General features: G+C 41.4%; 10 protein-coding genes and 1 other annotated feature. Of the genes, 4 read left to right on the forward strand and 6 right to left on the reverse strand.

From position 1 onward, the window contains the following. Window positions 1–10: 10 nt before the first annotated feature. Together WDC_RS02760 and WDC_RS02765 are read right to left on the reverse strand one after the other, a co-directional pair. Window positions 11–838, reverse strand: a complete 828-nt coding sequence (locus tag WDC_RS02760; protein WP_044010290.1) for a Cof-type HAD-IIB family hydrolase — start codon at window positions 836–838, stop codon at window positions 11–13. Between the two features lie 13 nt (window positions 839–851). Then, window positions 852–1,451: a uracil-DNA glycosylase family protein gene (locus tag WDC_RS02765; RefSeq protein ID WP_044010291.1), complete on the reverse strand. Its 600-nt coding sequence runs from the start codon at window positions 1,449–1,451 to the stop codon at window positions 852–854. 130 nt (window positions 1,452–1,581) lie between these two features. Further along, window positions 1,582–1,814: a binding site (T-box leader), on the forward strand. 54 nt (window positions 1,815–1,868) lie between these two features. Between WDC_RS02765 and WDC_RS02770 the strand changes: the two genes are divergently transcribed. Then, complete coding sequence (locus WDC_RS02770; RefSeq protein WP_044010292.1) at window positions 1,869–2,951, forward strand: Ldh family oxidoreductase; 1,083 nt, start codon at window positions 1,869–1,871, stop codon at window positions 2,949–2,951. A 70-nt stretch (window positions 2,952–3,021) separates the two neighbouring features. Here WDC_RS02770 and WDC_RS02775 read toward each other — a convergent pair whose 3' ends face one another. Continuing rightward, window positions 3,022–3,678, reverse strand: coding sequence for a Vat family streptogramin A O-acetyltransferase (locus WDC_RS02775; RefSeq protein WP_044010293.1), 657 nt, complete (start codon window positions 3,676–3,678; stop codon window positions 3,022–3,024). Window positions 3,679–3,824: 146 nt separating this feature from the next. Here WDC_RS02775 and WDC_RS02780 point away from each other — a divergent pair, with 146 nt between their 5' ends. The 3 genes from WDC_RS02780 to WDC_RS02790 all read left to right on the forward strand — a co-directional run bounded on the left by WDC_RS02780 (window position 3,825) and on the right by WDC_RS02790 (window position 8,183). Then, window positions 3,825–5,447 (forward strand): ABC-F family ATP-binding cassette domain-containing protein, encoded by a 1,623-nt coding sequence (locus WDC_RS02780; RefSeq protein WP_044010294.1) that lies wholly within the window; start codon window positions 3,825–3,827, stop codon window positions 5,445–5,447. A 195-nt stretch (window positions 5,448–5,642) separates the two neighbouring features. Beyond that, a complete protein-coding gene (locus WDC_RS02785; RefSeq protein ID WP_044010295.1) occupies window positions 5,643–7,088 on the forward strand; it encodes an APC family permease in 1,446 nt (481 codons plus the stop codon). A gap of 144 nt (window positions 7,089–7,232) precedes the next feature. After that, a complete protein-coding gene (locus tag WDC_RS02790; RefSeq protein ID WP_044010296.1) occupies window positions 7,233–8,183 on the forward strand; it encodes a TerC/Alx family metal homeostasis membrane protein in 951 nt (316 codons plus the stop codon). A gap of 89 nt (window positions 8,184–8,272) precedes the next feature. Here the strand turns inward: WDC_RS02790 and WDC_RS02795 are convergent, their stop codons facing one another. From WDC_RS02795 to WDC_RS02805, 3 genes are all read right to left on the reverse strand, one after another. Next, window positions 8,273–9,004 (reverse strand): sulfite exporter TauE/SafE family protein, encoded by a 732-nt coding sequence (locus WDC_RS02795; protein WP_044010297.1) that lies wholly within the window; start codon window positions 9,002–9,004, stop codon window positions 8,273–8,275. A gap of 288 nt (window positions 9,005–9,292) precedes the next feature. After that, entirely contained in the window at window positions 9,293–10,171 is an 879-nt protein-coding gene (gene pepI / locus WDC_RS02800; protein WP_044010298.1) for a proline iminopeptidase, read from the reverse strand. Window positions 10,172–10,281: 110 nt separating this feature from the next. Continuing rightward, entirely contained in the window at window positions 10,282–12,279 is a 1,998-nt protein-coding gene (locus tag WDC_RS02805; RefSeq protein WP_044010299.1) for an elongation factor G, read from the reverse strand. Window positions 12,280–12,302: the final 23 nt, after the last annotated feature.

Raw genomic sequence — 12,302 nt, forward strand, 5'->3', positions numbered from 1 at the left:
CTTTCATTAACTATTCAATCATTTGCTGAATCGTTGCCAGTACTCCGTCATGATTATTATCTGCCTGGGTCACATTATTAACTTGTTGTTTGAATTGTGCAGTTGCATTTTGCATAGCAAAACCATACGGCGTCATCTGCAACATCTTTAGATCATTTTCATTATCACCAAACGTCATAATTTGATCGCTAGCAATCCCATAGCGTTCCTGCAATCGATTAATCCCAGTTACCTTATCAACGCCAGCATTACCAATTAGTTCCGTGTTAAAACCAGAGTTTTGGCTAGCTAATGTTGCTGGTAATTTCGTTCTCAATTGATTCACCAATGTTTGATAATTGTTTGGATCCGCAAATGTCACACCAATTTTGGTAATCTGATCATGAACTGCGGCGGCGGTGACAGCAAAAAAATCGTCAACTAATTCAACCGCATAATAATATCGTTTGATTATTTGTAGTACTTCCATTGGCGTCTGCCGGTCGACGTATGTTTTTTTGACACCTGAAATCGTTGTCTGCATCATATAATTTTGGGTAAACTCACGCGCGATAAGTTGGAGTGCCTGCTGCAAATCACGTTCATTAATTGCTTCAGCCGCGATCAACTCGTGGCCGTGATGTACTAATGCGCCATTTTGCGAAATAAAATCTAAGTTATCTTTCACAGATGCAAATTGACCCTGCAGTCGTTGAAATTGAGAACCACTGGCCACCACAAATTTAATCTGCTGGCGTTTTAATTGCTCAAATAATTCCATAAAGCGTTGTTGGTTGTAAGTATTCTGGTCATTTAAAAAAGTGCCATCCATATCTACAACTACCATTTTAATTTTCATTCCTAACCACCCTTCATAATTGTTGCCCATTTGATGCCATTATTAACCTAACTTTTTGCTGGAGCGCCGGCACCACATCTGCAGTAAACCAGGGATTTTTCTTCATCCAACCATAATTCAGCGGTGACGGATGCACTAGTGGAAAATAAGTCGGTAAATAATCTTCATATTGTCGCACAGTTTGAGTTAACGTTGTTTGCCGTTTGGCACCTAAATAATATTTTTGGGCATACTGTCCAATTAACAAGGTTAGTTCCACCTCTGGCATCAATTCTAACAATGAAGCATGCCACTTTTTTGCAAAGCCCTTGCGTGGTGGTAAATCGCCATGTGGTCCCTTGCCGGGATAATAAAAGTCGAGCGGCACTACCGCCACTTTCCCGGAATGATAAAACTCGTCTGCGGTCACGCCCATCCAATCACGCAATCGATCCCCACTCGGATCATTCCAAAATAGCATTGATTCTTGCGCCTTTTTGCTAGGAGCCTGGCTAATAATTAGAATCTTGGCGTGTGGTTCAATGTGATAAAGCGGTAAAATTGCCTCACTCGTAAATTGTGCATTAGCTGGATCTGCTTGAATAGCATCAAAAATTTGCTCCGCCGTTTTCATGACAATCCCCCTTTACTACGCAGATAATTATTAAGAACGTTCTAATTTTACTATGATAATTATAACCTCAATTACCTAATTGTGCTTGACAACGCCCTCAAAGTGAACTAAATTTTCATTAAACAATAAATATTAAATATTGATGAGAAGAGTAACTAATCGATGACTCCCAGAGAGTGCCTGTTTTGCTGAAAAGGTATCGCCTGAAATTAGTGAAGATGAGCTTAGAGTATTAAACAGGTTAACGCTATGTTTACGGTCCGCAACCGTTATGTTGCACAACCCAAGATTTATGGGTTTTGAGGCAATCAATTTGATTGTAAATATAGGTGGCACCGCGGTCTAATCGTAATCGTCCTTGTACAAATTTTGTACGGGGACGATTTTTTGATTAAAAATTAGGAGGAATTAATCATCATGAAAATCAGTGCTACTGCAGAAGATACATTTTTACAACAGGTTTTTGCTAAATATAATTTTTCCAAAGAAGATGGTGCCCTGCTAGCGGATACGTTAGTCGATGCCGATCTGCGTGGAATTTCATCACATGGAATTCAACGCCTAGCTTGGTACCTCAATATGATTAAAGAGCACATCATTGAACCAACTAACAAGCCAATTATTTTAAAGGAGTCTGCCACTAGCTTATTAATTGATGCTAACCAAAACATGGGCCACATTGCCTCTGCACTGGCAATGCGAAAATTAATCGAAAAAACCAAAAAAAGTAGCGTTTCAATTGCAGTTATTCGCAATTCCAACCACTTTGGTACCGCCGGCTACTATTCTCGCATGGCTGCCGAAGCGGGGTTAATTGGGGTTTCAAATACCAATACCCGGCCACTAGTTGTCCCAACAAACGCTAAAGACGCCTTCTTAGGTTCGAACGCCTTTGCCTTCACCTTCCCAGCCGAACCTCATCCATTTGTATTTGATGGTGCGACCTCGGTTGTCTCGGGTGGTAAAATCCAAGTTCTGGCTAAACAGGGTGGTAAGATCCCTGGCGAATGGGCAATCGATCGTGATCGCAACATTGTCAAAGATGCCAATGCCGCTGAAGATATTCTTTCTAAGGTTGCTTTAACTGAAGAACAGCCCGGTGGTGGTGTGTTAACTTTAGGTGGTAACGAAGAAGAAAACTCCAACTACAAAGGTTTCGGTAACTCGCTCGTGGTTGAATTACTGACTGGAATTTTAGCTCAAGGTTCAATTTCAGCAGATACTAATACTGGTAAGCATGATTTTAGTCAATTCTTCTTAACAATTGACCCATCATTCTTTGGTGATATTGAAGTCCTGAAAGCCAACGTTGAAAGTATGTTTGAGCGTATTAGAAATCTAGACAAGCTTCCTGGTACTCAAATCATGATTCCCGGCGACCGCGAATACAAACGCTACGATGAAAATAAGGCCCATGGCGTTTCAATTGATGAAACAACTGCTGGTCAATTGAAAGATATTGCCACCGAATTGAACGTTACCGCACCAACTGCATTGTAAAAAATTAGAACTGCTACGTTAGTCAAAGTAGCAGTTCTTTTTTCTGTTTCACGTGAAACACAACAGATTATTATACCTTGGTGGACAAAATTAGCTCATTAACCCCGGTTTCAGTAATTTTACTAACCATTAAATCATCAATATGAGCACTAATCCAAGCAATATCCTGCTCCCACCACTTTAATGTTTCTAATTGTGTAATTATTGCGGACGAAAATCTGCTTTTAATCAACCTAGCCGGGTTGCCACCAACGACAGTATATGGCGCCACATCTTTGGTGAGTACACTATTAGCACCAATAATGGCACCATCTCCAATGGTTACACCAGGTAAAACGGTCACATTTTGACCAAACCAAACATCATTGCCAACTACTGTATCACCTTTGAACGGCAAGTCTGCTAATTGTGGTGTATGTTGTTCCCAACCACTACCCAAAATATTAAACGGATACGTCGTAATTCCTGCCATTACGTGGTTGGCACCGTTCATGATAAACTCAATGCCAGCTGCAATTGAACAAAATTTTCCAATAATTAATTGATCACCCAAAAATTCATAATGATGAGTGACATGTTCCTCAAAGCCTTCAGGATTTTTAGGATCATCATAATATGTGAAATCGCCCACCTTAATATTAGGATTTTTAATGGTATTATTTAAAAATACCAACTCCTTGATGGCTGGATTTGGATATACTTCTTTAGGGTCTGGTCCAGTTGTCATATCAACACTCCCTCAACACAAAATTTTACGTTCAAATGTTAAACTAGCTATACTATATCATTGTTCCAGTTGACCTTATCTGCTAATATGGAGGAACGGTTCAAAAACACGAAACTATGGAACGATAAATAAAGTGAGGTAAAAGATTGCTAACTGTTAATAATGTATCGATGTCATTTTCCGACCGCCAGTTGTACGATGATGTCAATTTGAAATTCACACCGGGCAACTGCTACGGTATCATTGGTGCCAATGGCGCTGGTAAATCAACTTTTTTAAAAATTTTAGAAGGCGGGCTCACACCAACCACCGGAACAGTCTCTATGGGACAAAACGAGCGGATGAGTAGTTTAAAACAAGACCACTTTGCGTTTGATGATCAAACCGTCTTGAACACTGTCTTGCAAGGTTACGAACATTTATTTGAAGTAATGAGTGAAAAAGATTCACTCTATGCCAAGCCGGACTTTTCTGAAGCTGATGGAATGCGAGCTGCCGAACTAGAAGGCGAATTTGGCGAAATGGATGGCTGGAACGCCGAAAGTGATGCCAGTCAATTGCTCCAATCAATGGGAATTGCTGAAGATCAGCACCAAAAGTTAATGAAGGATCTCAGCGAAAGTGATAAAATCAAAGTTCTCTTAGCACAGGCATTATTCGGTAAACCTGATGTCTTATTACTAGATGAACCAACCAACGGATTGGATCCAAAGACGATCATCTGGCTAGAAGATTTCCTCGCTGATTACGAAAACACCGTCCTAGTTGTTAGCCATGACCGCCACTTTTTAAACTCTGTTTGTACCCACATCTGTGACGTTGATTTTGGCAAAATTGAGTTATTTGTCGGTAACTACGACTTTTGGATTCAGAGCTCTCAACTGGCCCAACAATTGCGGGCACAATCCAACGCTAAGAAAGAAGAACAAATCAAAGAATTGCAGGAATTCGTGGCACGTTTTTCAGCTAATGCATCGAAATCCAAACAAGCTACTTCTCGTAAAAAGCAATTAGACAAAATCACATTAGATGACATTAAACCCAGTTCGCGTAAGTACCCATTTATCAAATTCACACCCGAACGGGAACTCGGTAACGACCTGTTACGAGTCGAAAATGTCAGCAAAACGATTGACGGTCAAAAGGTTTTGGATAATGTTAGCTTTATCCTCCGGCCAGGCGACAAAACTGCACTGGTATCACGTTCAGATGTGAACACCAATATTTTGATGCAAATTATTGCTGGCACAATGAAGCCTGACACAGGTACCGTTAACTGGGGGGTTACCACCAATCGAGCCTACATGCCGAAAGATTTAACACCTGAATTCAGTGATGCCAGTCTCAATATTTTGGAATGGCTCCGCCAATTTGCCAGTAAAGAGGAAAGTGACAACACCTTCTTACGCGGGTTTTTGGGTAAGATGCTCTTTAGTGGAGACGAAGTTTTAAAACAAGTCAACGTTTTATCTGGGGGCGAAAAAGTTCGCAGCTACTTATCCAAATTAATGTTGGGTAAATCAAATGTTCTCCTGCTCGACGATCCCACCAATCATCTGGATCTTGAAAGCATCACTAGTTTGAATGATGCTTTGATTGATTTTCCGGGCTCACTAATTTTCACCAGCCATGATCACCAATTTATTCAGACCATTGCCAATCACATTGTCGAAGTTGGACCTAATGGTGTGGTAGACAAAGCGGACAGTACTTACGATGAATTTATGGACCATGAAGAAGCACAGGCGCAGGTCGCCAATATTTATTAGTTTGTGCTACAAATGATTTAACCATATTACGCTTACCAGTGTAATGTGGTTATTTTTTTCTAATTTTTATCAAATTTCATTGACGCAAAATTTAGTCTTGGTGTACCCTTAAGATTCTAAGCACAGCGTGTTCCTATAAATAGCTCGTTTGAATCCGTTCGATCACCACTAAAAATTAAATAGGAGATGATAAAAATGGCGTCTAACAACGTCAAAAAAAGTGTCGGCACAATTAGTCTGATTTCACTGGGCGCTGGTGGCACAATTGGGAGCGGTTGGATTTATACTAACAGTCAGTTTTTCCACGAATACGGTGCTGGTGGTGAAATTTTTGGCTTAGCACTGGCAATGCTCGTTGCAATCCTGGCTTCTCTCTCGTTCGCCGAACTGTCGACAATGTTCACCCGTTCTGGCGGTGAAATTGTGTATGGCTACATTGCATTCAAAAAACCGGGCGCAGTATTTGCCGCTTGGACTTTATTGGGCGGTTATTTAAGCGCTCTCGGATTTTACGTTACCGCCTCGAGCCTATTAATCTCACAAATTATCCCAGCGATTGCCATTGGTCCTGCGTACACATTTGCTGGGGTCAAAGTTCATTATTTGGAGCTTGTTATCGGCATTGGCATTACCTTTATCATCTTTGTGATCAACTACCTCGGAGCTAGTTTGACCGGTCGCATCCAATCACTATTGGTAATCGGTTTAGTTGTGTTGGGTGCAATCTTAGTTGCTGTTGGATTTGGGAAGGGATCGTTGCATAATTTTTGGCCTGCATTTACCAACAATCAAGCCCCCTTACCATCGATGATTCGGTTTATTCTTCCCGCCATGACCTTCATGACCGGCTGGGAGGCCATCGCAACCATGGCCGAAGAAGCAAAAATGCCAGCCAGAAAGATTGGCCTTATTGTTGTGGCTTCAATCGTGCTTGCTGGTGGTTATTACATTTTGGTATTACTTTCATCGGCCTTTATTTGGCCATGGCAAGCCACTGCTAAACTGCAAATGGGGACCATCGATGCATTCACAGCCGCTGGTTTCCCAATTTTAGGAACCATCGCATTAATCATCTCAGCATTGGGATTATTAACGAGTTTTTTAAATTTATTTTCTGCTTCCTCCCGGTTGATTCTATCTCTCGCTCGAGGACATATGCTGCCAAAGTCTTTGGCCGTTATCCACCCGCGCTACGGCACACCAACCAACGCATTGTGGGTGGTGTTAGCACTGATTTTATCGATTGGTTGGTTAGGAAAAGGCGCTCTGGTTTACTTTCTAGATATGGGTGGCTTCCTAATCGCCTTAGCATGGGCTTTTAGCGCCCTGTGCTTATTAAAAATTCGGCAACGTTATCCGCAATTGACTGGCGGATTTCGCAATAAGTATTTATTACTGCCAATGCTTGGTGGGCTTGCGTCACTGGGAATCGCACTAATCACAGTTTTTCCAGGCACCAGTTACTCCCTCATTTGGCCATATGAGTATGTTTTATTGTTCGCCTGGATCATCCTGGGAATTTTTAGTTACACTTGGGGTCGTAAAATTCCTGTCACAGCAACCGATCTGCTAGGTAACGAAATTATGCAAGATTTAAAAACACACGATGTTAAAAATTCATTAAATCATGAGCTAAAATAGTATAAGTTATCTCCAATATTTAGTATAATCTTATCATCAGTTAATTTGCTGGAACTTAAATGGTGCCTGTCACTATTAATGCCCACATTATCTTGATTAAAGACAACGTTTATGACATTTAATGGTCTCAGAGGAGGAAAGTAGTTGGAAGTAAGTATTGGTTATTGGATTGGGTTCTTCGTGTTTATCGTGGTAATGCTCGCCCTCGATTTAGGCGTGTTTCACCGAACTAATGAGGCCCCCACCATTAAATCGTCTCTTCTATGGAGTGGCTTTTGGATTGGCCTAGCATTTGCATTTGCTGGTGGTATTTGGCTATTAGCAGGTGGTGGTCACGCACTGGATTTCATCACTGCGTACTTACTGGAAAAATCGCTCAGTATTGATAATATTTTCATTTTTATCCTGGTATTTAATTTCTTTAAAATTGACCTCAAGTATCAGCATCGGTTACTTTTCTGGGGTGTTTTTGGGGCATTAATCATGCGAGTGATCTTCATTTTTGCTGGAGTTGTACTGCTAGATAAATTCAAATGGTTAATGATTGTTTTTGGTCTCTTCCTAGTCTTCACCGGAATCAAAATGTTGTTTGATAAAGAGGAATCTGGCGATTTAAACAATAATATGATTATTAAAACATTACGTCGGCTGTTTCCATTCAAAGAGGATGCTCCGGTGGCGAAGTTTTTGATTAAAGTTGATGGCAAAACAATGGCCACTCAATTTTTAATTGCCCTGCTCTTCATTGAGGCGTCTGATTTAATTTTTGCGGTTGATTCAATTCCAGCCGTTTTATCTGTGTCACAAAATAGTTTCATCGTTGTGACCTCTAATATTTTCGCCATCATGGGCTTACGCTCGCTATACTTTGCCGTCAGTGGTATCTTGCCACTGTTTCGCTATATTAAGTATGCACTCTCCGTCATTTTAGCGTTTATCGGTTTTAAAATGGTGCTGAACGAAGCAGCCCACTACTTCAATCTAAACCTACACATTTCCAATATGGTTTCATTGGTAGTTATTATTAGTTTAATTACATTATCAATTGTGGCATCGATTATTGCTGACAAAGTAATGAAACGCAAACAATTATAAAAATAACCGCAAATTAGTTTAGAGAACTTTCTCTCTGATAGCTAGTTTGCGGTTATTTTTTTATTGAAATAATTACACCAAATCAATTGCTACTGTAAGACAAGTAATCCACCAAACACGATTAATAGTACATAAATATATTTCACCAATGTTGCTCGTGCAATGTGGTCACTTATCCAATTGCCAAATGGGATCACCACGAACAATAACGGAATAATAATTAATAGCAACTCAACCACCTGCATTGACCAAAAACCAGAAAAAGCTTGGCTGAGCACAACAATTATTCCCACACAAACAAAATGTGCTTGCAAAATGCCCCGTAGCTGGTTAACTGGCCATCGTTTTAACGTACCATAAATAACAACTGGCACGCCATGACTATTATAAGCACTTCCCAGCGCACCAGAAACCATGCCCGCTAAATAATCCCAGCTGTTAGCCTGTAAGCGCGGTTTTCCTAAGTGCTGGCGCAGCGATTTATATAAACTGTAACTACCATAAACAAGCAAAAAAACACCTAGCAAGTGCAATACTATCCCGCGAGCCACCAATTTGATCAGCGAAATGCCAATTGGAACACCTAGTAATGAGCCGAGTACCAATCGTCGCACCACGGTAAAGTCAATTTGCGCACGAAATCTAATCGTTGCGGGCAGCGCCACTAGCAGTCCCAAGGCACCAATCAATGCCGTGCCAGTTTGAATATCGAATCCCACTAACGCCAAGAGTGGCATGGTTACCAATGCTTCACCAAAACCGAAAATTGTTCGGACCAAGGCGCCGAATAGTGCAATTAAAACAATCAAAATTAATGACATTGATTTTCTCGCTTTCGTTAGCAGATCAATATTGTACTAATAGTCCCTGGAGTTGGACTTTAGCTACTTTATCGGCAGAAACAGTAAAGATACCAGCTGGTTTGAGGTCACCATCGCCCTCGGTGCCAGTACTCACCAAAGCCGGTAAGCTGGCTTAATTCAGTCCCATTGCCCAATTTCATTTCGTAAACCACTGCCACGAGCCAATGACGTCTGCTTTTGTTGCTCGCTTTCGCTGCTGTCGCATGATATTTCCCCCAAAAAATATTAATAACCTACAATTGCACCCTAGTCATTTTGCGCAAGCCAATGATCAAGCACATCAATAAATTCATCATGTTGATCCAACAATGCCAGATGCCGACTATTAGCAAACAAGTGCCATTTGGCGCCCGGGATATGATCGTAAACTGATTTGGCAATTATCGGCGTGCATAAATCATCAGTACCATTTGTTACCAAAACGGGGACATGAATATTTTTAAGCTGATCCGTAACATCAAAATCACTAATCGTTCCATTCTCGGTAAATTCATTTGGCCCTTCAGCGATCAGACTAGCCCGCTTACCATTTGTTTCACGACGTAATGGTTCTGGTGAGTTTTCGTCTGGGTCATCCCAGCAGTATCGTTCCATATACCGATCATTTGCGGCCAGATACTTAGGGCCCGTAAAATCGTTGGTCCGAATAGCTTCAGCAATCGCAGCTCGATCCTCATAGCTTAAATATGAAATTAAGCGATGTTGTTCTTGTGTCCATAGCTTGATTGACGCTGGTGAACCATCGATCATCACACTCTTGATTCCCTGCGGATCGTAGCTGGTTAAATAAAACATTTCCAACATGCCACCCCATGATTGTCCCAGCATATGAACTTGGTCCAAATGAAGATATTTTCGTAACGCAATCAGTTCTTCTGCCCATGTTTCTTTAACATAAACACTTTCATCTTCAGGTAATGACGATTTACCGCAGCCAACTTGATCATACATAATCAACTGACGGCCAGTTTTAGCATAATCATCCAGCAATTCGAAATAGTTATGTGACGAACCCGGACCACCGTGAATTAATAACAATGGTGCCTTATCTTGACTTGGTTCCCCGACAATTCGGTAATAAGTCTGATACTCATGAAATGGCATATACCCTTCTTCAATTTTCATAGCACAATCAGTCCTTTTTTATTAATAAAATAATATTACTAAACTTATTGTACTACTTGAATCGCGGTATATTGCGCAATGCGAATAAAAAGCAGCAATAGTATCAAACTTTATTTGCTCAACTTGATTAACTCATCAGCTGAATAAATATATTCACAATGAGCCATCTGTGGTAGTTGATCCCACGAGACAGGGTAGCCGGCTCCATGCGCACAAAAAACCGAATCCGGCGTATTATCTAAGTCAGCAACTGGTTCGTATTTTGCTGCAGCAATCACTTCGTCAGCATTATGGCAAGGCCGATAGCCGGCCACAATACATTCTAATTGTCCCTGACCATGTGTATATGCATTAACCTCTTTAGCATAGTCTTGCATCTGCGACACGGGTGCGGTCCCAGTTATAACTGTCATTGCCGAGCCTGAATCAGATATATCAGGAGCATCGAAATTACCGTTCATTCGCTGAATATCATTCATTGCCCGACCAACTTGGTCTTGGTCAATCATCAGGCGAAATTGGTACCAGGGTTCAAGTAATTGACAATCACAGGTTTCTTTCAACGTCATCAATCCTTGTCTAACTGCACGCCAAGTAGCTTCTTTAAAATCACCACCAACAGAATGAACGATGCTAGCGCGCCCGCCGACAAGTGTAATTTGCATATCGGTAATTGGCGCGCCCGTTAACACCCCAAGATGCTCTTTTGCGTTCAAATTAGTGAGTACTTGATGCTGCCAATTGCGGCCAAGAACATCAACACTACAATCTGTGGTAAATGTTATCCCACTCCCTGATGCTGTCGGCTGCAGCAACAAATGGACCTCCGCATAGTGGCGCAGCGGTTCAAAATGACCCACTCCTTCGACTGCTTTAGTAATTGTCTCTTTATACAGGATGCTTCCTTTACCAAATTCAATGGCAAGATTAAATCGATCTAGTAAAATTTGCTGCAAAATTTCCAGCTGAACTTCACCCATGATCTGGACTCGAATTTCTTGCAAGTGACTTGACCAGGAAACATGCAATTGTGGGTCTTCATCTTCAAGTTGCCGCAAAGCAGTGAGACAGGTATGAATATCATAATCTTCAGTGTCAAGCGCATAATTAAGGACTGGTTGAATGGTTGGCGTCACACTGTCGCTCTCATTCCCCAGACCCTGGCCAGGGTATGTATCAGTCAATCCGGTAACGGCGCAAACACCACCAGCTAAAATTTCCTGGGAAATAGTGAACTTAGCCCCATTATAAAGTCGAAGTTGATTTGTTTTCTGTCCATTAACTAAAACATCCTTAGTATGGAGCATTCCACCCGTGACACGAACCCAAGTCAGTCGTTCTCCCTTATCATCGTGAGAAATTTTAAATACTTTGGCACCAAAATCCTGTTTGGGTGCAACGGCACTCGTCCAGCGGTTTATCCCAGCAAGCAAAGCATCCACCCCAGTTACCTTAAGAGCTGAGCCAAAATAACATGGGAAAATTTCTCTATGACGCATCATTTGTCGTATTGTATCATCCTCTATGTCACCAGAATCCACGAACTTTTCAAAAACGTCATCATTGCATACCGCAATTTCATCATATGATTCAGTCGGAATATCAGTCGTCGTTTGCTGATTGGTACTTGTACTAGCTGGATTAAACGCAATGCACCCTTGTGACAAATCACTTTGCAATTGAGCAAGTATTTGCTTTTTTTTCACACTGTTTGCGTCCATTTTATTAACAAAAATAAAGACTGGAACGTGATACTGCTCTAGCAAATGCCATAGTGTCCGCGTATAGCCTTGAACCCCATCTGTGGCCGAAATAACTAGTATTGCGTAATCCAAAACACTCAGTACTTGCTCCGTCTGCGCAACAAAATCCACGTGACCTGGCGTATCCAGCAACGTTAATGCTAGGTCTTGGTATTTCAGGCTAGCCTGGTGCGAAAAAATGGTAATCCCACGTTTTTTTTCAAGATCATCCGAATCGAGAAAAGCATCCCCATTATCGACCCGCCCTAATTGCCGCAGTTCCCCAGAACGATACAGCATGGCTTCTGATAATGTTGTTTTCCCGGCATCAACGTGAGCAACAATGCCTGTCACAATATGTTTCATCCGTAATTGCTCCTTTAATAGAT

The sequence above is a fragment of the Paucilactobacillus wasatchensis genome (assembly GCF_000876205.1).
Taxonomy (GTDB): domain Bacteria; phylum Bacillota; class Bacilli; order Lactobacillales; family Lactobacillaceae; genus Paucilactobacillus; species Paucilactobacillus wasatchensis.

Coding starts and splice junctions, on each gene's coding strand:
- WDC_RS02760 (WP_044010290.1), bottom strand. CDS start 838: ATGAAAATTAAAATGGTAGTTGTAGATATGGATGGCACTTTTTTAAAT.
- WDC_RS02765 (WP_044010291.1), bottom strand. CDS start 1,451: ATGAAAACGGCGGAGCAAATTTTTGATGCTATTCAAGCAGATCCAGCT.
- WDC_RS02770 (WP_044010292.1), top strand. CDS start 1,869: ATGAAAATCAGTGCTACTGCAGAAGATACATTTTTACAACAGGTTTTT.
- WDC_RS02775 (WP_044010293.1), bottom strand. CDS start 3,678: ATGACAACTGGACCAGACCCTAAAGAAGTATATCCAAATCCAGCCATC.
- WDC_RS02785 (WP_044010295.1), top strand. CDS start 5,643: ATGGCGTCTAACAACGTCAAAAAAAGTGTCGGCACAATTAGTCTGATT.
- WDC_RS02795 (WP_044010297.1), bottom strand. CDS start 9,004: ATGTCATTAATTTTGATTGTTTTAATTGCACTATTCGGCGCCTTGGTC.
- pepI (WP_044010298.1), bottom strand. CDS start 10,171: ATGAAAATTGAAGAAGGGTATATGCCATTTCATGAGTATCAGACTTAT.
- WDC_RS02805 (WP_044010299.1), bottom strand. CDS start 12,279: ATGAAACATATTGTGACAGGCATTGTTGCTCACGTTGATGCCGGGAAA.